Annotated in this window: 22 protein-coding genes; 11 read left to right on the top strand and 11 right to left on the bottom strand. The window is 40.7% G+C overall.

The window, feature by feature from the left end:
• Positions 1-80: 80 nt before the first annotated feature.
• The 3 genes from CDC37_RS03865 to CDC37_RS25420 form a co-directional block, all read right to left on the bottom strand.
• Entirely contained in the window at positions 81-932 is an 852-nt protein-coding gene (locus CDC37_RS03865; RefSeq protein ID WP_096620571.1) for a M56 family metallopeptidase, read from the bottom strand.
• A gap of 2 nt (positions 933-934) precedes the next feature.
• Positions 935-1,354, bottom strand: a complete 420-nt coding sequence (locus CDC37_RS03860; RefSeq protein WP_096620570.1) for a BlaI/MecI/CopY family transcriptional regulator — start codon at positions 1,352-1,354, stop codon at positions 935-937.
• A gap of 167 nt (positions 1,355-1,521) precedes the next feature.
• Entirely contained in the window at positions 1,522-1,656 is a 135-nt protein-coding gene (locus tag CDC37_RS25420) for a hypothetical protein (RefSeq protein ID WP_255408895.1), read from the bottom strand.
• A gap of 123 nt (positions 1,657-1,779) precedes the next feature.
• Here CDC37_RS25420 and CDC37_RS03855 point away from each other — a divergent pair, with 123 nt between their 5' ends.
• The 3 genes from CDC37_RS03855 (at position 1,780) to arsS (ending at position 4,974) form a co-directional block, all read left to right on the top strand.
• Entirely contained in the window at positions 1,780-2,523 is a 744-nt protein-coding gene (locus CDC37_RS03855) for a 2-phosphosulfolactate phosphatase family protein (protein ID WP_096620569.1), read from the top strand.
• A 440-nt stretch (positions 2,524-2,963) separates the two neighbouring features.
• Positions 2,964-3,932 (top strand): arsenosugar biosynthesis arsenite methyltransferase ArsM, encoded by a 969-nt coding sequence (arsM, locus tag CDC37_RS03850; RefSeq protein ID WP_096620568.1) that lies wholly within the window; start codon positions 2,964-2,966, stop codon positions 3,930-3,932.
• Positions 3,933-3,960: 28 nt separating this feature from the next.
• Positions 3,961-4,974 (top strand): arsenosugar biosynthesis radical SAM (seleno)protein ArsS, encoded by a 1,014-nt coding sequence (arsS, locus tag CDC37_RS03845; protein ID WP_096620567.1) that lies wholly within the window; start codon positions 3,961-3,963, stop codon positions 4,972-4,974.
• Between the two features lie 74 nt (positions 4,975-5,048).
• Here arsS and moaA read toward each other — a convergent pair whose 3' ends face one another.
• Complete coding sequence (gene moaA / locus CDC37_RS03840) at positions 5,049-6,047, bottom strand: GTP 3',8-cyclase MoaA (protein WP_096620566.1); 999 nt, start codon at positions 6,045-6,047, stop codon at positions 5,049-5,051.
• Between the two features lie 213 nt (positions 6,048-6,260).
• Here moaA and CDC37_RS03835 point away from each other — a divergent pair, with 213 nt between their 5' ends.
• Positions 6,261-6,641 (top strand): hypothetical protein, encoded by a 381-nt coding sequence (locus CDC37_RS03835; protein WP_096620565.1) that lies wholly within the window; start codon positions 6,261-6,263, stop codon positions 6,639-6,641.
• Positions 6,642-6,878: 237 nt separating this feature from the next.
• On the opposite strand, the gene CDC37_RS03830 is transcribed toward CDC37_RS03835, so the two are convergent.
• From CDC37_RS03830 to CDC37_RS03815, 4 genes are all read right to left on the bottom strand, one after another.
• A complete protein-coding gene (locus CDC37_RS03830; RefSeq protein WP_096620564.1) occupies positions 6,879-7,409 on the bottom strand; it encodes a class I SAM-dependent methyltransferase in 531 nt (176 codons plus the stop codon).
• A gap of 203 nt (positions 7,410-7,612) precedes the next feature.
• Positions 7,613-9,835: an O-linked N-acetylglucosamine transferase, SPINDLY family protein gene (locus CDC37_RS03825; RefSeq protein WP_096620563.1), complete on the bottom strand. Its 2,223-nt coding sequence runs from the start codon at positions 9,833-9,835 to the stop codon at positions 7,613-7,615.
• A 159-nt stretch (positions 9,836-9,994) separates the two neighbouring features.
• A complete protein-coding gene (locus CDC37_RS03820; RefSeq protein ID WP_096620562.1) occupies positions 9,995-10,558 on the bottom strand; it encodes a type IV pilin-like G/H family protein in 564 nt (187 codons plus the stop codon).
• 413 nt (positions 10,559-10,971) lie between these two features.
• On the bottom strand, positions 10,972-12,318 hold the full coding sequence (locus CDC37_RS03815; RefSeq protein ID WP_096620561.1) for a class I SAM-dependent methyltransferase: 1,347 nt from the start codon (positions 12,316-12,318) through the stop codon (positions 10,972-10,974).
• 176 nt (positions 12,319-12,494) lie between these two features.
• Here CDC37_RS03815 and CDC37_RS23915 point away from each other — a divergent pair, with 176 nt between their 5' ends.
• On the top strand, positions 12,495-12,671 hold the full coding sequence (locus CDC37_RS23915) for a hypothetical protein (RefSeq protein ID WP_157780635.1): 177 nt from the start codon (positions 12,495-12,497) through the stop codon (positions 12,669-12,671).
• A 124-nt stretch (positions 12,672-12,795) separates the two neighbouring features.
• On the opposite strand, the gene CDC37_RS03810 is transcribed toward CDC37_RS23915, so the two are convergent.
• Positions 12,796-13,323, bottom strand: coding sequence for an FKBP-type peptidyl-prolyl cis-trans isomerase (locus CDC37_RS03810; protein ID WP_096620560.1), 528 nt, complete (start codon positions 13,321-13,323; stop codon positions 12,796-12,798).
• Between the two features lie 361 nt (positions 13,324-13,684).
• Positions 13,685-14,008 carry a phasin family protein gene (locus tag CDC37_RS03805; RefSeq protein ID WP_096620559.1) on the bottom strand — a complete coding sequence of 108 codons (324 nt, stop codon included), beginning with the start codon at positions 14,006-14,008 and terminating at the stop codon, positions 13,685-13,687.
• Positions 14,009-14,231: 223 nt separating this feature from the next.
• Here CDC37_RS03805 and CDC37_RS03800 point away from each other — a divergent pair, with 223 nt between their 5' ends.
• The 5 genes from CDC37_RS03800 (at position 14,232) to CDC37_RS03780 (ending at position 19,386) form a co-directional block, all read left to right on the top strand.
• On the top strand, positions 14,232-14,525 hold the full coding sequence (locus CDC37_RS03800; RefSeq protein ID WP_096620558.1) for a TIGR03792 family protein: 294 nt from the start codon (positions 14,232-14,234) through the stop codon (positions 14,523-14,525).
• A 233-nt stretch (positions 14,526-14,758) separates the two neighbouring features.
• Positions 14,759-15,094 carry a DUF4870 domain-containing protein gene (locus CDC37_RS03795; RefSeq protein WP_096620557.1) on the top strand — a complete coding sequence of 112 codons (336 nt, stop codon included), beginning with the start codon at positions 14,759-14,761 and terminating at the stop codon, positions 15,092-15,094.
• A 115-nt stretch (positions 15,095-15,209) separates the two neighbouring features.
• Positions 15,210-16,997 carry a M61 family metallopeptidase gene (locus tag CDC37_RS03790; RefSeq protein WP_096620556.1) on the top strand — a complete coding sequence of 596 codons (1,788 nt, stop codon included), beginning with the start codon at positions 15,210-15,212 and terminating at the stop codon, positions 16,995-16,997.
• A gap of 379 nt (positions 16,998-17,376) precedes the next feature.
• Positions 17,377-17,631: a SemiSWEET transporter gene (locus tag CDC37_RS03785; protein WP_096625890.1), complete on the top strand. Its 255-nt coding sequence runs from the start codon at positions 17,377-17,379 to the stop codon at positions 17,629-17,631.
• Between the two features lie 135 nt (positions 17,632-17,766).
• Complete coding sequence (locus tag CDC37_RS03780) at positions 17,767-19,386, top strand: B12-binding domain-containing radical SAM protein (protein ID WP_096620555.1); 1,620 nt, start codon at positions 17,767-17,769, stop codon at positions 19,384-19,386.
• Between the two features lie 110 nt (positions 19,387-19,496).
• Here CDC37_RS03780 and miaA read toward each other — a convergent pair whose 3' ends face one another.
• Positions 19,497-20,537: a tRNA (adenosine(37)-N6)-dimethylallyltransferase MiaA gene (gene miaA, locus CDC37_RS03775; protein ID WP_096620554.1), complete on the bottom strand. Its 1,041-nt coding sequence runs from the start codon at positions 20,535-20,537 to the stop codon at positions 19,497-19,499.
• A 623-nt stretch (positions 20,538-21,160) separates the two neighbouring features.
• On the opposite strand from miaA, the gene gyrB reads away from it, so the two are divergent.
• A complete protein-coding gene (gyrB, locus tag CDC37_RS03770) occupies positions 21,161-23,098 on the top strand; it encodes a DNA topoisomerase (ATP-hydrolyzing) subunit B (RefSeq protein ID WP_096620553.1) in 1,938 nt (645 codons plus the stop codon).
• The last annotated feature ends 153 nt before the right edge of the window (positions 23,099-23,251 follow it).

Here is a 23,251-nt window from a genome sequence, read left to right as displayed (position 1 = left end):
GGATTTTGGATTATTACTTTAGCTTATATGTTGCACCTCTAGGTATATGCTGCGATCGCTCAACACTCAATTGTCCAAATTTATTGGTGGAACAAAATTGTGACTAGGGGGAAAAAGGATAGTAAAATTAGCACGAAAAAGTGCCAGTTTAGTCTTGGTAAGTATTCTAATTTTACACCAGAAGTGAGCAGGGCATCGATTCTTTGTTCTAGGCGATCGCTTTGGTGGGAGGAATCGAGGGCGGCACAAAATACATCATTACTGATGGTGGAACCACTGACAACCATTAACAGGGATTCGGCTAATAATAAAGGGTCTACCCGTGTGGCGGCAAAGGCATCGGCGCGTAGTTCCCGTAAAATCAATAACTCTTCCCATAATGCTTCAGTGTGCGGTAGCCAAGCGGTACAGGTACGTATCCATCCTAGCCAGAAAAACCAAAAGGTATCACGGTAATAAAGATGACCTTGTTCGTGGGCGATGACGGTCTCTAATTGGTCTGAACTCAAGGTTTGAATGATACCTTTGCTGAGGATTAATCTCGGTTGCCAAAAACCAACTTGTCCAGCGAACAGGGCTTGACTATCAAGAATACCGAGGCGATAGCCGTCGATTTGACTGGTTGGGCAGCTATTAGCCCAGCGACTCATTTGTAAACCTTGATAAGCTAACTTACCAAGTATGGCCGTAAAAACACCCAAGGTAAATACAGCAATCAAATAACTGAAATAACCCGTTTGCCAATTACCCATCCGTCCTTGCCAACCCATACAAACCAGAGCGATCGCTGTGGCAAAAATGAGTAGGGCAGGAAACAGGAGGTAAAATAAACTTGAGCAATACCTTTGCTGCCAATTACCTCGACTGGGTTGCCAACCCAGACGCAAACACCAAGCAATCACAACAGTGCCAACAATCATTAGCATATGCATGGTTATTTCTCCTCCCGGGCTTGACGAGCAGCTTGAATCCGTTGCGCGATCGCTTGAATTTTTTCGCTACTAGCTTCATCTAGACTATCAGCAAATGCGGCCACTACATCCGGATTACCAACGGCTAAAAACTGTTGTAAATGCTCATGAGCGCGAATCATCTCGGTTTGAGCTTTAGAAAGTTTGGCTTGCCAATAAAAAGCCCGTCCTTTTTTATCACAACTGAGCCAACCTTTTTCCGTGAGCCTTCGTAATACTGTTGTGACAGAAGTATAGGCTAATTCCCGGTTAGGGTCAGACAAAATCCGGTCATGGACATCTTTGACGGTGACAGAACCTAGTTGCCAAACAATTTCCAAAATTTCTGCTTCCAAAGGACCAAGGGACATTTGTTTCGGGCGATAATCAGGTAAGGGAGCCATATAATTTCAGCGCGCGGGTAATTAAAATTATAGTGATAAGTTGTTGGGTATTGAAGTTGCGTACTCACTACTTTTGATGGATGAATGTTAGCCGTCAACAGCAGATCAACTAGTTATATGATTTATGTGAGTTTTAGCTTAACAATTGGAATTTATGATAGTGAGGATTAATGGAATTTGGGCATCATGTCTAACAAATCGAGGTAATGGTAATTACTAATTGGGGACATTTTGGCTTCAGGATAGGATTTGAGCGATACAAGTTCTGCTTTGAGGGTAGCATTCATTTTCCCCTTCACCATGAATATCTGCCACAAATGTTACAGTCAAAAATTTCAACTGACTCAACTCGGATGACAGATAATAGCCACTAATAGTTAGAATTAGTTTCGATAGTATAAATTTAAATCAGGTATATCCAGGACGTGAAGCTATTTGTTTATCACACTCCGGAACAGACTCCTTCCGAACAGGAACCAAACTGCGCGATCGCTGTGGATGTCCTGCGTGCAACCAGCACAATGGCAACAGTGTTAGCAGCTGGTGGAGAAGCAGTACAGGTATTTAGCGATTTAGAAAAACTGATTCAAGTTAGCGAAGCTTGGTCAACAGAACATCGACTTCGGGCTGGAGAACGCGGTGGAGCGAAGGTCCCCGGATTTGATTTAGGGAATTCCCCTCTTGATTGTACTCCAGAACTAGTCAGTGGCAAACGTTTATTTATTAGTACAACCAATGGCACTAGGACATTACAGCGAATTGAAAACGCCCAAGTAGTTTTAACGGCAGCATTGATTAATCGAGCTGCCGTTGTTCGTTACTTAATCAACCATCAACCAGATACGGTCTGGATAGTTGGTTCCGGTTGGGAAGGTAATTTTTCCCTTGAAGATACGGTTTGTGCGGGTGCGATCGCCCATGCAGTCAGCCAACAAATGCAAACACCAATCGAAAAAATCGCTGGAAATGATGAAGTGATTAGTGCGATCGCGCTATATCTGCAATGGCAAGATAATCTCTTGGGATTATTACACCATGCTAGTCATGGACAGCGACTACTGCGACTCGATGGTTACGAAGACCTCAAATACTGCTCCCAAACCGATATTCTCGATGTATTACCCATCCAATCGGAACCTGGTGTTTTAAAAGCAGCTAGTCGTTTATAATTTTGTGAAGTTGACAGTTGACGGTTAACCGTTGACTGTTAGCTTTTGGGAAATCCAGGGAGTAGGTAATAGGAAATAGGGGAAAATTCAAACCCTAAATCCAAAATCTAATAGGACTTACGCAAAAGTAATGCTGTAGGTGTTGTCATAGAAAACGCCGCACTATGCGCGTCTACACACAAATCCTGCGATTGCTTCCCTAAACAGCGTTTCGCTTGCAATGACATATTCTCGTTTGTGTAATTCCTGTCTAAAATCCAAAATCTAAGAGGATGTTGGTCAAGTATCAATAAATACTTTATCAACCACTTTTCCAAGACGGTCAATAGGCTCAAACAGTATTATTTTCGTTATAGAATAAACTACTCCCGATTCCCTACTCCCAAAAAACGAGCTGATTAAGTATTAAAATCAACTTTTCAAATATTCTCCAAAATCCAATGGCTTACCTAGAAACAACTGCCCAATTTTATACCGAAGTTGCCGAAACACCACAGGTTGGTTTATGTTGCGTCCAAAGTAGTCCCCTGCAATTACCTGGACTGAAAATACCCACCCCAATGCAGGAAATGAACTACGGTTGCGGTACAACGGTTCATCCCACGGAACTAGCAAATGACCCAACGATACTGTATGTTGGCGTTGGTGGTGGTTTAGAAGCACTGCAATTTGCTTACTTTTCCCGTCGTCCGGGGTCAGTGATTGCCATTGAACCGGTTGCGGCGATGCGGTCAGCAGCAATGCGTAATTTACAACTTGCGGCTGCGGAAAATCCCTGGTTTGAGCCGAATTTTGTGGAAATTCGCCCTGGGGATGCTTTTAATTTACCTGTTGCCGATGCTTCTGTGGATGTGGTAGCTCAAAATTGTCTGTTTAATATTTTTAAACCAGCAGATTTGCAACGAGCGTTACAGGAAGCTTTTCGAGTTTTAAAGCCAAACGGACGTTTACTCATGAGTGATCCCATTGCCACCCGTCCGATTCCTGTACATCTACAAGACGATGAGCGATTACGGGCTATGTGTTTGTCAGGAGCAATGACCTATGATGATTATATCGCCCATCTGGTTCAGGCTGGTTTTGGTCAGGTGGAAATTAGAGCGCGTCGTCCTTACCGCATTCTCAATCGCCAGAATTATAATTTAGCAGACCATTTATTATTAGAAAGTCTTGATTCTGTAGCTTTTAAAGTGCCAATTCCAGAGGATGGTGCTTGTGTTTTTACTGGTAAAACAGCTATTTATACCGGGGTCGGAGCATTTTTTGATGACCAAGCTGGCCATATTCTTCAACCAGGTGTACCAATGGCGGTATGTGATAAAACGGCAGCTAAATTAGCTGCGCTAAATTCAGAAGAGATACTAATTACAGATTCAACTTGGCATTACAACGGTGGTGGTTGCTGTTAGGTTCGGTCATAAATATTGAAGGATAAAAATGCTACGACACACAGATATTGCTTCACCATTGGATTCAGTGATTACACCGTTTGCAAAGAAGTTAAATAAACCCCTGACGAAAAAACAAATTACGGTTTTACAAATAAATTTAGGTAAAATTTGTAATCTTGCTTGTCGCCACTGTCATGTGGAAGCTAGTCCAAAACGGACCGAAGAAATGACTCCAGAAATTTGCCAACAAATTATTGAATTAATCAGTAAATTTCCCCAAATTCAGGTGGTGGATTTGACTGGTGGTGCGCCAGAAATGCTCTACGGTTTTCAACCAATTGTTGAAGCAGCACGAAATTACGGGAAACAAGTAATTGTCCGCTCTAACTTGACAATTTATTTTGTCGATGGTTTTACCCATATTCCCACCTATTGCGCTCAAAATCAGGTGAGAATTGTGGCTTCTTTACCCTGTTATTTATCTGATAATGTGGATAAAATGCGGGGACATGGGGTCTATGATGCTTCGATTCGCGCTCTACAATGGCTGAATCATCTAGGCTATGGTCAAGACCCCAATTTAATCCTGGATTTAGTATATAATCCCCAATTACCAATTACAGAAAAATTTACCCTTACCCCGAATCAGACTAATCTGCAACAGGATTATCAAAAGTTCTTGCAAGAACATTTTGATATTACTTTTAATAACCTACTTACCATTACTAACCTACCCATTGGACGGACTAAATTATATTTAGAATATCAGCAACTACATAAACCCTATTTACACTTTTTAGAATCCCATTTTAACCCTAGTACCGTTGAACATTTAATGTGTAGAGACGAACTTTCGATTGATTATCTTGGTAATGTTTATGATTGTGACTTTAACCAGATGGAAAACCTCCCATCTCAAACCCATGAGGGGGAAACTTTAACTGTTGCTAAGTTATTAGCTGCTGGGACACTGGATTTAATTGAGGAAGTTAGAACCGCCAATTATTGTTATGGTTGTACAGCTGGATGTGGTTCTAGTTGTGGGGGTACTTTAATTTGATAAATTTTACGTTTTGTAGAGACGTAGCATCACTACGTCTCTACAAACCCTATTCAAATCAGATTAATTCCCTTCTAACCACCAATTTGAGACATAGTACGGTGATAGATACCGTGATTTGTACCCGATTCCCGTTGCTTATAATTTATCTCTGGTTTTATAGTTAATAACTCTTGAACTTGTAATTGTAATTCCTCCGACTTTACCCCGCTTCTGAGAGCAGTTTTTAAATCAATTTGTCCGGATTCATTTAATAAACAAGGACGCAACCAACCATCCGCAGATAAACGCATCCGATTACAGCGATCGCAAAAACATTCCGACATTTGACTAATAAATCCTAAAGTTCCCTTGGCTCCAGGTATTTTAAATACATCCGCAGGACCGTTACCCCGTACTTCTGCGGAAATTAAACCCCAGCGATCGCGGATTTGTTGACGGATGAATTCCGAATCAATCCAACCCTTACCATGAAACAATTCCCCATTCCCAATTGGCATAAATTCAATAAACCGCACATGCCAATTTTTATCAATCGTCAATGCAGCTAAATCCAATACCTCGTGGTCATTTACCCCCGGAATTACCACCACATTTAACTTCAGGGGATCAAAACCCACATGGTAAGCAGCTAGAATCCCCGACCAAACTTCACCCCACCGGGATTTCTTCGTTTGTCCTGTAAAACCTGCGATCGCATTAAAGGTGTCCCCATCTAAGGAATCTAAACTAATATTAATCCGCTTTAAACCAGCATGATATAAATCCTGAGCTAAGGGTGCTAACAAAAACCCATTCGTAGTCATGGATATATCTTCAGTTTGGGGATAACTCACAATTTCCCGAATTAAATCCACCACCCCCGGACGTAAAAGCGGTTCTCCCCCCGTTAAGCGAAATCGAGTAAAACCAACAGGAATAAACACCTCTCGAATCAATTTTAATAATTCCGCATCCGTCAGCAGTTCCTGTTGCAGTAGATATTCTAAATCCGCACCCTCCGGCATACAGTATACACAACGGAAATTACAACGGTCGATTAAACTCACCCGCAGATAATCAACTTTATTCATAAATTTAATTTATATACCCAGAGATATATTCCAGCTTATATTTAAGCTAGCGCGATTTAGGTAAATTTGCGATCGCCCCAAAATATATCTCGCAAAATCCAGTATAAAAACAGCATATTGGCGTTTTTTTGGCAACCAGATTAAAATGAGAGCTTAGGTAAAAGTAACTATCCCCAAAGTCTAGAAATAAAATAAATCAAAAGGATATAAAAAATGATTTTCCCCTGGATGTACGCAACTTTATTTATTTATCTTTTGCTGTTCTATCCCTTTTTATTTTTACATGATCATCTTCTCCTGCGCTATCTTCTCGTTGCTGTTAATACGGGTATATTTGCTTGTGTATCATACTTTATCCACAGCAACCAACTCAGTGCCTGGCTAGGATTAAGAATCATTTGTGGCTCATTTATGAGTGGCTGTGGAAATATCACTATATTCTATATATTCTTTGTTTTATTGTATTACTATATCCAAGCTGTAATTCAAACTATTCAAGGCTTGAGTAAAGGTAGAGAATTCACCCAAAATTGGTGGATACGAACCGTTACTCAACGAGCAGAAAGTGGTGGTTTTAACATTTGGAGAAGATGAATCAAGAATAAAAAACTTGGGTTTTTATGACAATTAGACAATCATCAGAGATAACCCCGGATTTCTCACAAACTCCTCAAACTTTCAGTGAATAGGGAGCGGGGAGTAGCAGGAGAATCAACCCACTACTCAAGGCTTATCACTCCCTTGTGAGAAATGCAGGTAACGATAACCTCTTCTAAAAATCTAATTTCTCACCCCAAGAAGCAAATCCAAAATCTAAAATCCAAAATTCCTTCACTCTTTCGTTGCAATCATATTCAAACTAATCAAAGTATCCAAAACCCGCATCGAGCTACAATCATTAAACAAGCCAAATTCCTGTACCTGAGTATACTCACAAAAACCAACTTCCTCCAAATATAAAGCCAATATTTCCGGATCAAAACCAACCTTATGCACATCATACTCGTTGGTTTGTCCACCAAACATCATTCTCATAATATGATGACGTTCCAAAGGCATTAAATGAGGATGAATAAACAACCAACATAAAACCTGTAAATTCGGCACACTAATATATAACTTCCCACCTGGTTTCAGTACCCGATGCCATTCCGTTAAAGTTGCAACTAACTCATTATTCAAACCATAATAAAAATGCTCTAAAACATGGCTTGCATAAATCGCCTCAATCGAATTATCTGCAAACTGACTTAAATCATTCGCATTCCCAACAAAATCAACCTCTGGACGAGCTTCAATATCAAAAATCTTCCATTCTAAATGGGGTTCCCGTCCACCAATATGTAATTTAATTGATTCCATAAATTCCTCCGATAAATTTTAGCTTATCATCTGATAATTTCTCTATTTCCCCATCAAGATAACTTCATTTTTTTTACTCGCCACTTGATTTTTAATTTGGAGATAAGTCGGGTTTTTATCATCCTTTACAGACAACTCGACGGTTGTCTGTACTCCTAAAAAACGGGCTGATTAAGTATTAAAATCAACTTTTCAAACAAGCTCTAAGACTGTCGATAAATATCCCACATTTGTCTGTAAGCATTTTCCATTTCCCTAGTAAACAACTTCCCATTCCAAAGCGGTGCAGTTTGCTTCGATCTTTGCAATTTCCAAGCAACTTCTTTCCTTAAATTTTCATCCTTACCCAAATGAATACCCCACTCTACATAGTCCTCATCCGTCCAAGCGATTCCCTCACTAATACCCGCATTCATCATCATTGTGTAACTGTTTCTCGCTACAAATTGCTCTCCCACTCTGGTGACAAGGGGAATACCCATCCACAGGGTTTCTAATGTCGTTGTTGCACCGTTATAGGGATAGGTATCTAACACAATATCAGCAATACCTAAATTAGCACGATGAACTGATTCAGCTGCAACATTTGGTAAAAATCGGAGTCGATCAATGCTAACTCCTTCAGCTTCTGCAATTCGATAAAAAAACTGTTTAATGACTTCCTCATCAGCAGCACCTTTAATTAAAAAATAACTATTAGGAACTTCCTTGAGGATTTGCATTTGTAATTTAGTTGTCTCTGGATGACGCTTATATCCCCGTTGCGCACTCAAATAAATCACTGCATCCCTGGGAATATCTAAATCCTCCCGACGCAAAGTGGGAACACCCACCTCAAAACCATCCACTGCAATATAAGTTTGAGGTAATCGCCAAATTTTCTCTGTATAATAATTTTGGGCTGAATCTGGTAACACGTAATTATCAGCAATATAATAATCAATTGCAGGAATTCCAGATGCATCCCAACCCAACCACGTCACCTGTATCGGTGCAGGTTTCATCGCCATAACTGCACAGGTAATATCTAAAGTAATACTATCTAAGTCTACTAATATATCCACCTCATCTGCACTGATTGCGTCGGCTATTTCTAGCGCACCCATCCCCAATTTCACAGCTTTGGTTGAATGTTCTACATACCATTCCTGAAGAGGGTCTTGACCATGCATATAATTAGCAATATAGGTATTAATCTCGAATTGTTCCCGGTCATGATGTTGAAATAGCCATCTTGCTAACCAACCAACAGAATGCTGTTTAAAACAGTAGGATAAATAGCCTATTTTCAGTTTTTTATTTTCAGTAATTATGGTTTTTCTGATTGACTGCTGTTGTGCATACCTAGCTACATGTGTTTGAGAAACAGCTTGAATATTCTTTTGAAAAAATGCTGCCACTGAATTATAAATTCCCCGAAATTTTTCCGGTTTATCTTCTATATGGGGAATTGAAAAAGCTGTCGTCATCAGACGTAAGGTCATCACTTCATCTAAGTAGACTTGTTCTGTAACCAACTGCTTCAGTAGTGATTCTAAAGCTGCATGTGCAATCCCTACCTCTTCCCGATATCCACCGGATTTAAGAAATCCACTTAAAAGCAGATTTGCAGCTGCTATTTGTTCTCCCAAATTAGGTGATAATAGATAGCATTTTTGGGCAATTTCAATCGCTTTTTGATACTCACCCGCACTTTGATAAAAAGCTGCTAAGTGTCTTAAAGCTTCCCGATTTTCCGGTTCTAGCTGTAAATACACCTCCAACAGCTTTGCTGCTGTAATTGGGTCTTTATAAGTGTAAGCAATTTCCATTACCCTGGGAAGGATTACACAAAAGTAACTACCAGCATCTTTGATGAGATGGGAACAGGTTTTTGCAAACTCGATGGTGATGGGATGCAATGGTTCATTTTTCAGTAGTTTATCTAAGACTTTTAATAATAAATCTTCTTCCATATCACTTGTAGAGGAACCATCTACACTACGAAGGTGATTAATTACTTCTAGGTTGACTAACTCATCCCCTATGCTGTGATTTAGCTTATCGGTAATATAACAAAGATGTAACAGATTATTAATGTGATCTGGTTGAATCTCCCGTAGATGTTGTCTCATCACCCATGTCAGGGTGGAGTTTTCTTGCTGACTAAATTGTTCAGCTTGCTGGTCGAGAATATGAACTAGTTCTTGTTGATAGGAATTAGCTGCTTCCCCATCCAATTCAGAAATCGGTAACATCCAAGTAATCTGTGCTTCCGATTCTTGACCGTTTAAAAGTAAAGCAAGTCCTAACCAACAGTAGTAACTCGGTTCTTCTGGTTGTTCGGAAATCGTCTGTTCATATAATTTGATAATTTCCGCATACATTCCTTGGCTCAGGTAATAATTTGTTTTCTCTTTTAATTCAGTTGAGTTAATATTTTTCATGAATAAAATTCACAATATGTATGCTAGTGAAAAGATAGTTTAGAAGTATAAATTATTCTCAATATTAACATAAAAATAAAAAAGTGAGTAAATAAGAATACTCACTTTTTTAGTCTATGAAGTTGTCAATCAAAGATTATAATTAACTAGCTAAACAAACTAACTGAGTGTTTTGTAGGCTTTTGGACAAGCAGGAGGTTTTTGCGAGTTAAAATCTGCTTCTTCTGTCCCCGCAGCAGCACCTGTTACACCTTTAGCTTGTAATGCTTCACATAAAGAAGCAAGAGTTGTTGCTTCACTAGTTGCTTGGATAGTACCGAGTGATACTCCACCGATGTAAGCCCTAATAGCGTTCTTTTGTGGTTGAGCTTGGTTTGTAACACTGGTAGCTGTTCCACTACCACCTTTGATTGTGTACTTGTAGTTAACGGTATCTGTGGCAACACCTAGTCCAAGCAGACCAAATTCTGAAGCTGCACTACCAACAAAACTACCATTTTCTGCGTAGTAAGCTTGTTGAGCGCGGTTCATGGAACCAACGTAGGTTCTAGCTTCTGATTGTTTTGCTTTGTTAGCTTGGTTCAAGAAGGAAGGTAAGGCAATTGCAGAAAGAATACCGATAATGATGATTACAACTAATAGCTCAATCAGGGTAAAACCTTCATCATTTTTCTTTTTGTTGAGGATGTGTTGGAGAAATTTTGCTTTTAATTCGGTTTTCATATCAGTGGTTTCCTTGTGGTGAATTATTAACTGTTGTTTTTGTTGTTTTCTAGATATAACTTACCCACTTCTATTTTTTTCATATCACTCTCGACAAAAAATATTTTGTTTTTCTGTGTATACAATTCAAACCGTTGATATTTCGTTGATTAGAAGCTGGAATGATTCATTGGGTACTGAATCAATTACCCTGCTTATAAATAGAGAACTGGGAATAGGATTGGACAAACACTGAATCCAGTACCCCATGAATGCTTGTACACAACCAAGACAGAAAAAAACTCTTTCCCACTCCCGTCACACTAACTTTGATGGGTGAGAAAAAGTATGCAGTTGCGCAAAGAGCGCTTTTCCAATAAGGTTTTTCGGGGCTAAAATCCTACTAATCCTACTACGAGATGCGTCCGCGTATTTTAGGGTTGCTCTACCATGACATAACCTAGACCTTCCAGACGTAGCAGCATTAGCTTCACTAAATCAAATGCTTCCTTTTGGTCTGTTGGGGTGAGGGTGACTGGATTGATGGGTCGGACTTGTTTCCAGCGTTCGATTAGGGATGTTATGGGTTGGGGTTGTTCTAGCAAGGGAACTAAACAAAGAGCCATTGTGCTGTCGATGCTGACCATTTCATGGGTGAGGGAAAGGAATTTACTGATGATGAGGGGACGCATTTGGGTGACGCATTCGGTTAGTTCGGTGCGAAATTCAGGGTTTTTGAGGATGGGATGGATGTGGATGGTTGCTTTTTCCCAGTTTGCATCAGTCCATTCGGAGATTGGTAGTAATTTTTCTGGTTGGGGATGACCGCACCAAATATCTAGTAAGCGGTGGATGGGGTGCAATAGTTCAAATAGATGCAGTCGTTCTTCAGTCGAAAGTTCGGGTAAACTGAGGGCTAGGAATGGGGGTAAATCGTCAGGTTCTTTAAATAAATCCATGACATCCCAGCGTAACCAGTTGACCATGCTGATGAATTCTAGGTCTGCTTGCTGGAGTAGGGAGAAGAATTGGGGGATGGTGGAACCTTTGTCACCAACTAGGAGATGGTTGGCTAGGATTGATTCGTTGTCTTCTTCGTTGATGGGATTCCAGGTTTGTTTTTTGAGGATGACATCGTTTTTGAGTGCTTTCATGATGTCACGGACAATTCCTATTTCGGTTTCTTCAGGGTTACTGTCCATCAAACCCATAAATTGGAAGAGATTTTGAGCACGATAATACCACTCTCGTTGGAGGGAGCTATGGAGATTGACGCGAATAATTCCCTCTGGTTTGAGGACTGATTGCATTCCCCGTAATCCTGCAACTGGGTCGGGGAGTAAATACAATACATCATCACAATTGATGTAGTCAAATTCCATTCCTAATTTGGGTAACTCTTCCAGTAAACCCACGTGGAATTCGACATTATTGATACCGTGGTATTGTAGGCGCTTTTGGGCAAATACGATGGATTCTGGAGATATATCGACACCGATGATTTTTGCTCCGGGGTTGGCTAATGCAAGAGCTAGGGATTTATAACCTGTTCCACAACCTGCATCTAGGATAACTTTTCCTTGGGTGTTGGTAACTTTTTGGGTTCTTAAATAGTATGGTGTGACTAAATTATGGACATAGAGATAGTTAGTGTTATCTTTGGGGTTTTCTTCTACGGGAATTCGCGGATAGGGGGCGCTGTCGAATTGTCGGCGAATTTTTTCTAATAAATCTGCATCGGGATTTGTGGCTGATTGTTGAGAAGGGATTTGGGCGGTCATAGTAATATTTCTCCTAGGAGTAATTTCCCTGATATTTACTGAATATTTATACAGTTTTGGATACACTTACTTTTTCACTACAAGTTTGGGATGACTTGGTGACAAGCTGTATGATGTCCAGAGGTTCTAGAAGTTTGACTGGATCAGAATTCTAGTCATCCATATGTCCAAATATTGTGAGAACTTGGTATGGGTATCCTTTACAGGATTTATTATTCCCAGATGCTGGTGGGTTCTATCACTTGACCGCTTTTTTTATACCGATTCCCAAAATGGTGTTGCGGAATTTGGGGATGAATGATGTATTGTTTACGTTTGGGATGAAAATCAAAATTGTTGTAGTGGAGACGTAGCAGTGCTATGTCTCTACATTTTTGTCCTGCACCACCAATAATTCATCAAAATTAAATTGGCTAGGGGAAATTTATCCTAGTTGTGGAGACGTAGCGATGCTACGTCTCTACGAATAGCAAATATCTAGTTAACTTTTAACAGTTCTACGTCAAAAATGAGGGTGGAATTGGGGGGAATCGGACCGATACCTCTAGCACCGTATCCGAGTTCGGGGGGGATAACTAATTGACGACGACCACCGACTTTCATGGTGCTGAGTCCTTCGTCCCAACCTTTGATTACTTGACCTGCACCGATTGTAAAGCTGAAAGGCTGATTGCGATCGCGGGAACTATCAAATTTACTGCCGTCTGTGAGGGTTCCTGTATAGTGAACGGTGACGGTTTGTCCTTTTTCGGGGGTTACACCTGTTCCTTCTTGGAGTTCTTTGTATTTTAATCCGGATGGGGTGGTAATCAGGTTTTCGTTTGATTCTAGATTTGACATGGTTGCGCTCGCAATTAAATTGGAATTTTGGGTGGGATTTGTAGTAACCTGTTGGCTAAGGGGAGCTGCGATCGCGGTATTTTGTTTTTCCCCCGTAATTTGGGCTACAACTAAAACCACTACACACACTAGCATTACGCCAACGCTGAGTAAAATCGCTTTCAAGGGACTATTCCTCCGTCGCTGTTGAAAATCTGATTTTGGTCACAAGTACCTAGTGTAGTTGAGAATCACCCATAAAAACAGACGCAACCTGTCGCGTCTACATCTAAATCGGTTTTTGCTGATTAATTTGCTAAGTAGGTGGGGGGTGAAAATTGTCTTTGAAATCAGGGAGACGACCCGTCGGGTCGTCTGTACAGGGAAGTGGAGACGAACCGTCGGGTCGTCTGTACAGGGAGAGACGCGATATATTGCGTCTTTACGGGAGTAAGGCTTTGAACCGAATAATCGGTTACGTTGCGGTTTTATGTTTAATTGCACCTACCTACTCATATGTTCTATTGTTTTGGAAATCGCTCCCCTTTCATCGCCATAATTTATTTTCTAAATCCCTAACTTGACGCTCAAGTCGGTCTATTCGTCCGCGCAACTCGTCCACTTCCGATTGACGAGCTATCCCCATATCCTGCATCATATTCCGCAACTGTCGCTGCATATTCGCTTCCATTCCCCCCTGTTCATTTTTGAACTGTTGCAGCATGTCATCCATCATGGCTTTAGCTTCTTCTGGGTTGAGTTTGCCGTCCTTTACTAGTTTGTCTCCTGCTTCTTTGAGTTTTTCTGCCATAATCGATGTTGTACCGATTCCTAGCATTAGCAGTTGTTGCATCCAGTTATTACTATCCATACGGTTTCCTATTCCAATTTTTTTATTAGTCTCAGCCTACGGTAAGTCGTTATGGGTCTACATGTCGTCTGGACACGGCCAAACATTAAAATAGCTCATTTCTACTCACTACTCCCTGGTCCCTACTCACTCTATTTTCAAGTTACGCTAAATTGACGATAAACTTGAAAGTGTGACATTTGACATTTATATTTTGACAAACTCACACGGGGAATGTAAGCGCGTGGTAATTGAGTTACTTAAGTTTAAACTAGCACCTGAACATCGAGAAAGGTTTATCCTAGTGGATGCGGATATCTGGACATCTTCCCTCGCAAAATACCCCGGTTTTATTGATAAGCAAGTGTGGATTAACCCCCATGACCAGGGGGAGGTGATAATGATAATTAGCTGGTTGCAACGGGATCTATGGAAAAGTATCCCTTTGGCTGATTTGCAGCAGATTAATCGTGAGTTTGATGCTAAGTTCGGTTTTGAGTACGTGATGGTTGAATCCAGTGAGTATGAAGTTGTCTAGGTCATCGGATAAATCTGCTTGCTCTGAATTGAAAGTTAGTAGGGAGTGGGGAGTTGGAAACAGCGCCTTTTATTATTTTTTTGGTGTCAGCAGTACATGTAGGCTATTCCTGTATTTTGATTCAGGGAGTGATAAGCCTTGAGTAAGGGGTTGATTTTCCTTCTATTCCCTACTCACTGAAAGTTTTAGGAGTTTGCTCCAAATCCACGTATTGCATTCAGGAATAATTGGTTATGGATGAGTTTCAACAGCGTCGTTTATTATCTGCATTGTGTCATGGAGCAATTTTTTTTAGCGCTTTAATTGCTTCCGTCGGCATTCCCATCGCCGTATTATTCCTGAATGATGACCTAATTGTTCGGGAAAATGCGAAGGAATCTTTAAATTTTCACATTAATGTGTTTATTGCGGCGATTGTGTTTGGACTATTGATCGTTGTCGGAATTGGAATTCCCCTATTGGTTGGCTTATGGCTGTTTAGTTTGATTATGCCCATTGTGGCGATTGTCAAAATTTTAACCAATGAACAGGATGTTTATCGCTATCCCTTCATTATTCGTTTGCTGTGAATAAATCTGCTTTCAATTTCACTCAAAATTTTCACTGAATAATTTATATTCTGATATTCCTTTCCCAGCATCCATCATCTACAATCTAAAATCTAAAATTCAAAATTATGAGAAAATGACGGAAACCATCACCCCTTTGAGCAGTTGCACTCGCCAATCGACGACACCGATGATTCATTATCAAGTGGCAATGTCTCAACCGCAAACCCATTTACTGGAAGTTCGGTTGGATTTGCGGGATTTCCCTGGGTCGGTGTTGGATTTAAAGTTTCCGGTCTGGACTCCCGGTTCCTACTTGGTGCGGGAATATGCTAGGCATTTACAGGATTTTACGGTGGTTGCCGGTGATATTCCCCTAAATTGGCGCAAAATTGCTAAAAATCATTGGCAAGTTGATATCCAGGGTCAATCCCATATCACTGTCACCTATCGCATTTTTGCTAATGAACTTTCGGTGAGAACTAATCACCTCGACCAAACCCACGGCTATTTTAACGGTGCTGCGACGTTTTTTCGGATTGTGGGTTTAGAAGGGGAAAGTATTGATTTGACCGTGATTCCAGCAACTCCGGAATGGCGAGTTACTACTGCTTTACCTTTGGTCCCTGGTAGTACTAATACTTATCGAGCCGTTGATTTTGATACTTTGGTTGATAGTCCGGTGGAAATTGGTACTCATCCGGTTTATCAGTTTGAAGTGTTGGGTAAACCCCATGAATTGGCGATTTGGGGACAGGGTAATTACGATGTCCAGCGCCTGATTACGGATATTCAAAGCATTGTTACTACGGAAGCAGAGATGTTTGGGGGATTACCCTACGAACGTTATGTGTTTTTATTACATTTGTTTGCCCAAGCCTACGGAGGATTAGAGCATAAGGATTGCTGTAGCTTAATTTATCAAAGGTTTGGATTCCGCGATCGCGAGAAGTATGAAAAGTTCATGCAGCTGGTTGCCCATGAGTTTTTCCACCTGTGGAATGTGAAACGCATCCGTCCCCAGGCTTTGGAGGTGTTTGATTATGATAATGAAAACTACACGCCGTCTCTGTGGTTTTGCGAGGGAACTACAAGCTTCTATGATTTGCTGATTCCCTTACGGGCAGGAATTTATGATGTACGGACGTTTTTGAATAATTGGAGTAAGGAAATAACCAGGTATTTAAAAACACCAGGTAGAAATGTTCAACCTTTAGCTGAATCCAGTTTTGATGCTTGGGTAAAATTGTATCGCTCGGATAGTAATAGCATCAATTCCCAGATGTCCTATTATTTGAAAGGGGAGATGGTATCGTTATTGTTGGATTTGTTAATCCGCGATCGCCATCATAATACCCGTTCCCTGGATGATGTGATGGTACACATGTGGGAGCAGTTTGGTAAAGATGAAATTGGTTATACTCCGGAACAACTGCAACAGGTGATTGAAAATGTTGCGGAAGTGGATTTATCGGCGTTTTTTAACCAGTATATTCAAGGTTTGGAGGAGCTACCCTTTAATACCTATTTGGAACCCTTTGGACTCCGTTTATTCGCTGATATTAGTAATGAACCCTACACGGGAATTCGCAGTAGTAATGAGAATGGACGGGAAATCGTTAAAGCTGTAGAAGCGGGTTCTCCAGCAAATCAGGTGGGAGTTGACCCGAATGATGAAATTTTGGCGATTGATGGGATTAAACTCAAAGCTGGGGGATTAAATGAACGTCTCAAGGATTATCAGGTTGGAGATGAAATTACCATCACTTTATTCCATCAAGATGAATTACGTAACTATCAATTAAAATTAGGTAATCCTACAGTTCATAAGTATTATATTGCCGCCATTGAAAATCCGACTCCTAGTCAACAAGAAAAGTTTTATCATTGGTTAGATGTACCAATTCACGTTTTAAAAAATTAGTCGAACTTACCCAAAATCAGATATTCTCGTTATGGGGTGGACCCATAGTAGCGAGTCTAGAAAAAAGAGTCCCCAGGAAAGCGATCGCAATCATATATTTTCCAGTGAGTTCAACGGATTTTAAACGCTATAATCATGATGAATCAATGATTGTGGAAGTTATACCAATTTGAAAAAGAATGGGACAGGTGAATTTCGTAGAGACGCGATATATCGCGTCTCATATTGATATATCGCGTCCCATATTGATATATCGCGTCCCATATTGATATATCGCGTCCCATATTTAAGTAATTACGGACGATGACACCCCTAGGTGGATAATGTTGGATCTCAAATTCAAAATCTAAAATCTAAAATCCAAAATAGTATTATTCTCATGATTTTTATTGACACCCTCGGATTAATTGCTGGTACACTAACAACAGTTGCATTTCTCCCGCAGATGTGGAAAACATGGCAAACTCGTTCTGCGAAGGATGTATCCTTTGTCATGTTAATTACTTTTATGAGTGGTTTATTTTTGTGGTTAATCTATGGCATTTATTTAAAAGCAATGCCAATTATCCTCGCTAATGGGGTAACTTTGTTGTTTAATTGTATTATTCTCTGCTTAAAAATCAAGTATAAATAGGGTTTGGGGAACAACGATAAAAAATTTAAATTCTAGTCAAAATAATTGATAATTCATCATTTGTGAGTTGCGGATATTTTTAGCTCTAGTGTACTTGTTATGACAAATTAATTAATTAAATTAACGTAAATATCCATGTCTGCTGCTATATTTTCCCAGGAAAAGCTATTATTTACACCCCAAACCCCAAAAAATGATGCTATACCGTTAATTTTCGCCTTTCCCAACGAATATACGGTGGGAATTACCAGTTTAGGATATCAAATTGTTTGGTCAACTTTAGCGATGCGTGAGGATGTGGATATCAGTCGCTTATTTACCGATATTCATGAAACCTTACCACGGTCGGTGGAAATTGTGGGATTTTCGGTTTCTTGGGAATTAGATTATGTGAATATCCTTAATCTCCTTGAATCCCTTTCCATTCCCATATTCAGTCAAGATCGCACCGAATGTCATCCCCTAGTTTTTGGTGGTGGACCCGTTTTAACTGCGAATCCAGAACCGTTTGCAGACTTTTTTGATGTGATTTTATTAGGAGACGGGGAAAACCTTTTAGATAGCTTTATCGACACCTATCAACAAGTGAGAAACGCTGACCGGAAAACTAAATTAATTACCCTTGCTCAAACTCCCGGTATTTATATACCCAGCCTATACACAGTAGAATATCACAGTAATGATGGTGCGATCGCAGCGATTCAACCGGTCTCATCAGAAGTTCCCCCCGTCGTGCAAAAACAAACCTATCGTGGTAATATCCTATCCGCTTCCACGGTTGTCACCCCGAAAGCTGCTTGGGAAAGCATTTTTATGGTGGAGGTGGTACGTAGTTGTCCAGAAATGTGTCGATTTTGTCTGGCTAGTTATCTTACTTTACCTTTTCGGACAGCAAGTTTAGAAGCTTCCCTCATCCCTGCGATTGAACGTGGTCTACAGGTGACAAATCGTTTAGGTTTATTAGGTGCTTCGGTGACTCAACACCCGGAATTTCCCGATTTATTAGCTTATATTAATCAATCGAAATACGATGATGTCCGCTTAAGTATTGCTTCCGTCCGGACAAATACAGTAACACCGGAATTAGCTAAAACCTTAGCTCAACGAGATACTAAATCCTTGACGATTGCGGTGGAAAGTGGTTCGGAAAAGGTGCGCAGAATTATTAATAAAAAATTAGCACAAGCTGATATTATTCAAGCCGCAATTAATGCCAAAATTGGTGGGTTATCGGCTTTAAAATTGTATGGGATGGTGGGAATACCAGGAGAAGAAAATACCGATTTAGATGCAACAGTGGAAATGATGTTAGCAATGAAAAAAGCTGCACCGGGTTTAAAATTAACTTTAGGATGTAGCACTTTTGTCCCGAAATCCCATACACCCTTCCAATGGTTTGGAGTTAATCAACAAGCAGAAAAGCGTTTGCAATATTTACAGAAAAATTTAAAGCCTAAAGGAATTGATTTTCGTCCGGAAAGTTACAATTGGTCGGTCATTCAAGCTTTATTATCACGGGGAGATAGACGCTTATCTCGATTATTGATATTAACTCGTAATTTTGGTGATTCTTTAGGTAGTTACAAACGTGCTTTTAAGGAATTAAAAGGGGAAATTCCTGATTTAGATTTTTATGTCTATACAGATTGGTCCTATGAGCAAATTTTACCCTGGCAACATTTACAAGGACCATTACCCCAATCCACTTTGTTAAAACATTTAAAAGAAGCGATGGAAGTTAAGGATAGTTATTAGGGAAATACGGGATGCAGAATCTAGCATTTGTTCACAAGTAATGGTTTAATTTTCCTACTCCCCTGGAGACGACCTACCGGGTCATCTCTACGGACTATCCCTACTCCCTATTATTTCTCTAAAAATCGATTAATTCTTTCCCAAACTTTCACTTCTAAATCACTTGACTCCGTATCAAACCATTCAATTTCTGGGACAGAGCGAAACCAAGTCCGTTGACGTTTGGCAAATTGACGGGTATGTAAAATAATTTGTGATTTTGCAGTTGCTAAATCAATTTCTCCAGCTAAATAGGATTTGATCTCCCCATACCCTAATGTATTTAATAAGGGTAAATCTGGACCATATTTTTGTAATAAATATTCAACTTCTGCCACCAATCCATCTTTTAACATGGTGTCAGTACGCTGACTAATTCTTTGATCCAAACTTTTGACATCACAATCCAAACCAATCTGCAAAATCGGATAGCTAGGAGGATTTTCCCCCTGTTGCTGGGAAATGGGTACACCTGTGAGATAAAATACTTCTAGAGCGCGAATTGTCCGCACTACATCGTGGGGATGGATTTTCACCGCAGCAGTAGGATCGATTTGTTGCAGCATTCCATATAACTGGGTTTGGGGTAAAGATTGAAGTTGCGATCGCAATTCTAAATTGGCTGCAATCCGAGGAATTTTCATCCCCCGTGTAATTGATTTGATATATAAACCCGTTCCCCCCACCAATAACCAGGGAAAAGTCGAATGGGTATCTGTGATCAGTTTTTGCACTGCGTCTTGATAATCTGCAACGGTCATTGTTTCCGTCGGTGAACAGACATCAATCAAATAATGGGGTACTAAAGCTTGTTCCCTTAAACTAGGTTTAGCTGTACCAATATCAAATTCTCGATACACCTGACGGGAATCCGCACTAATAATTTGGCTGGATAACCCCATTGCTAATTTTAATGCTAAACCAGATTTACCCGTTGCCGTTGCACCACAAATGACAATTAGTTTGTTTGTTTGATCCACTGGTGAGGTAATTTGTAATTCGTAATACCCGCTACGCGGGAAGCAAGCTACGTAATAGCCTGCGGCAACCCTTCGCGTACGTAATTTGTAATTGTGAATTGGGTTATACCAATTTAATGTAAAGTTGCACATAATTTTAACCCACTCCTTAACCTACGGAGAGGGAGAAATCCAGTTCCCTCCCCGATTACCCTACGGGAACTTGCTATAGGGAGGGTTCTTTCTATGCGTCTTCATATTAAATTGGTATTAAATTTTGTCTACCAAGTAAACAAATAATATAATACCATTTCAAATTTTGATGATATTCTCTGACTTTGCATCCCCTACTCTCCTGGAGACGACCCACCGGGTCGTCTCTACGGACTATCCCTATTCCCTAATTTATCTCTTTTTGGCATTTGTACTACCAAATCAGACAAAACCATGTTAATGTCTCTTGGGAGTATATATCTACTGCTGGAGGTACGAGACGATGCTGGTAAAGGAGTGAGCTAACCGCTCTCAAGTATACTTAACCACAAACAGCCAAAAACTTTACATTTTGTCTCCAGTATCCTGTCTCCTGTCTTCTTTTCCAAAATACCAATCTTCAGACAAATGATAGGACAAAATCAGGTAGATACAACCCCCAAGCAAAAATAACTTCAAATTGCCCTACAGCCGTCTTGAAAGCTTTTGTGTTAGAATTTTGAAGTGTTTTTGACTTTTTCGCTTTTTGAGCGACTTCAACCCCACGCATCAGGAGAACTTTCATGACAAGTAGTTACAGTGCCGAACAGATTCAAGTTCTGGAAGGTCTGGAACATGTCCGCAAACGACCGGGGATGTACATTGGTACTACGGGAATTCGTGGATTGCATCACCTGGTTTATGAGGTGGTGGATAATTCCATTGATGAGGCTTTAGCGGGTTATTGTACCCATGTTGAAGTAGAACTCAATCCCGATGGTTCCTGTCAGGTGCAGGATGATGGACGAGGTATTCCGGTCGATACCCACACTAAGACCGGTAAATCAGCATTGGAAACGGTTTTGACCGTATTAGGTGCTGGGGGAAAGTTTGGTGGTGGTGGTTACAAGGTTTCCGGTGGACTACACGGGGTTGGGGTGTCGGTTGTGAATGCGCTGTCTGAGTGGTTGGAAGTCACTGTCTGTCGGGATAAAAAGATACATACGCAGCGCTACGAGCGTGGTATCCCCCAATCGGAGTTACAGGTGAAACCTTTGAAGGAGAATCGGACGGGAACAACAGTACGGTTTAAGCCGGATGAGCAAATTTTTACAAATGGGATTGAGTTTGATTATACGACTTTAGCGAGTCGGTTGCGGGAATTGGCCTATTTGAATGGTGGAGTGAGAATCACTTTTACTGATAACCGTTTGGAGTTATTGAAAAGTGAAACCCCCAAGGTGGAGGTGTATGAATACAAGGGGGGAATCCGGGAGTACGTTGCCTACATGAATGCAGATAAACAAGCCTTACATGAGGAAATTATTTATGTGCAGGGGGAGCGCAACAATGTGCAGGTGGAAGTAGCGCTCCAATGGTGTGTGGATGCTTATTCTGATAATGTGTTGGGTTTTGCCAATAATATTCGTACCGTTGATGGGGGAACCCATCTAGAGGGTTTAAAGACGGTTTTGACGCGGACGATGAATGCGATCGCTCGTAAACGGAATAAGTTAAAAGAGAATGATTCTAATTTGAGTGGGGAGCATGTTCGGGAAGGTTTGACGGCGGTGATTTCCGTGAAGGTTCCCGAACCGGAGTTTGAAGGACAAACCAAAACGAAGTTAGGGAATACGGAAGTTCGGGGTATTGTTGATTCCTTGGTGGGGGAAGTTCTGACTGAGTATTTGGAATTTCACCCGAATGTGGCTGATGCTATTTTAGATAAGGCGATTCAAGCTTTTAAAGCGGCTGAAGCTGCACGTCATGCGCGGGAATTAGTACGGAGAAAATCCGTGTTGGAGTCATCTCCCCTACCTGGTAAATTGGCGGATTGTTCTTCCCGTGACCCCTCGGAATCGGAGCTTTTCCTGGTGGAAGGGGATTCGGCTGGTGGTTCGGCCAAGCAAGGACGCGATCGCCGTTTCCAAGCAATATTACCTTTGCGGGGTAAAATTTTGAATATCGAAAAAACCGATGATGCCAAAATCTATAAAAACAATGAGGTGCAAGCTCTGATTGCGGGTATCGGTTTAGGTGTGAAGGGGGAAGAGTTTGATATTTCTCAACTACGTTACCATCGGATTGTGATTATGACCGATGCTGATGTGGACGGAGCGCATATTCGCACCCTGCTATTAACTTTCTTCTATCGCTACCAACGGGCTTTAATTGAACAGGGACATGTGTATATTGCTTGTCCACCCCTATATAAGGTGGAGCGGGGACGTAATCATCAATATTTCTACAGCGATCGCGAATTGCAACAATATATCGCCACCCTACCCGATAACGCCAATTATACAATTCAGCGCTTCAAAGGTTTAGGGGAAATGATGCCACAACAGTTGTGGGATACCACCATGAACCCGGAAACCCGCACCCTGAAACAGGTGGAAATTGAAGACGCAGCCGAAGCAGATCGCATATTTACGATTTTAATGGGCGATCGCGTCCAACCACGCCGAGAATTTATCGAAACCCACGGTTCTAAACTAAATCTCAGCGACCTGGATATTTAATTGCATTTTCCACAGATTTGGATTAAGCGGTGAGGTGAAGCATCTGACCGCTTTTTTGTCAGCTAATTTACCAGCAAACTCCTCTTGATCAGGACTACCCATAACCGCAATTTTTCCACATACTATCAAATAAACTTATTGATTCGGAGGCAA

Source organism: Calothrix sp. NIES-3974, from assembly GCF_002368395.1.
GTDB lineage: Bacteria > Cyanobacteriota > Cyanobacteriia > Cyanobacteriales > Nostocaceae > NIES-3974.
The sequence above is the reverse complement of the archived record's forward strand: the minus strand, read 5'-3'. Positions and strand labels throughout refer to the sequence as shown.

Bases quoted from the DNA above. Each gene is read 5' to 3' on its own strand.
- CDC37_RS03865 (WP_096620571.1), bottom strand. From the start codon at position 932: ATGCATATGCTAATGATTGTTGGCACTGTTGTGATTGCTTGGTGTTTG.
- CDC37_RS03860 (WP_096620570.1), bottom strand. From the start codon at position 1,354: ATGGCTCCCTTACCTGATTATCGCCCGAAACAAATGTCCCTTGGTCCT.
- CDC37_RS25420 (WP_255408895.1), bottom strand. From the start codon at position 1,656: ATGGTGAAGGGGAAAATGAATGCTACCCTCAAAGCAGAACTTGTATCG.
- arsM (WP_096620568.1), top strand. From the start codon at position 2,964: ATGGCTTACCTAGAAACAACTGCCCAATTTTATACCGAAGTTGCCGAA.
- arsS (WP_096620567.1), top strand. From the start codon at position 3,961: ATGCTACGACACACAGATATTGCTTCACCATTGGATTCAGTGATTACA.
- moaA (WP_096620566.1), bottom strand. From the start codon at position 6,047: ATGAATAAAGTTGATTATCTGCGGGTGAGTTTAATCGACCGTTGTAAT.
- CDC37_RS03835 (WP_096620565.1), top strand. From the start codon at position 6,261: ATGATTTTCCCCTGGATGTACGCAACTTTATTTATTTATCTTTTGCTG.
- CDC37_RS03830 (WP_096620564.1), bottom strand. From the start codon at position 7,409: ATGGAATCAATTAAATTACATATTGGTGGACGGGAACCCCATTTAGAA.
- CDC37_RS03825 (WP_096620563.1), bottom strand. From the start codon at position 9,835: ATGAAAAATATTAACTCAACTGAATTAAAAGAGAAAACAAATTATTAC.
- CDC37_RS03820 (WP_096620562.1), bottom strand. From the start codon at position 10,558: ATGAAAACCGAATTAAAAGCAAAATTTCTCCAACACATCCTCAACAAA.
- CDC37_RS03815 (WP_096620561.1), bottom strand. From the start codon at position 12,318: ATGACCGCCCAAATCCCTTCTCAACAATCAGCCACAAATCCCGATGCA.
- CDC37_RS03805 (WP_096620559.1), bottom strand. From the start codon at position 14,008: ATGGATAGTAATAACTGGATGCAACAACTGCTAATGCTAGGAATCGGT.
- CDC37_RS03795 (WP_096620557.1), top strand. From the start codon at position 14,759: ATGGATGAGTTTCAACAGCGTCGTTTATTATCTGCATTGTGTCATGGA.
- CDC37_RS03790 (WP_096620556.1), top strand. From the start codon at position 15,210: ATGACGGAAACCATCACCCCTTTGAGCAGTTGCACTCGCCAATCGACG.
- CDC37_RS03785 (WP_096625890.1), top strand. From the start codon at position 17,377: ATGATTTTTATTGACACCCTCGGATTAATTGCTGGTACACTAACAACA.
- CDC37_RS03780 (WP_096620555.1), top strand. From the start codon at position 17,767: ATGTCTGCTGCTATATTTTCCCAGGAAAAGCTATTATTTACACCCCAA.
- miaA (WP_096620554.1), bottom strand. From the start codon at position 20,537: ATGTGCAACTTTACATTAAATTGGTATAACCCAATTCACAATTACAAA.
- gyrB (WP_096620553.1), top strand. From the start codon at position 21,161: ATGACAAGTAGTTACAGTGCCGAACAGATTCAAGTTCTGGAAGGTCTG.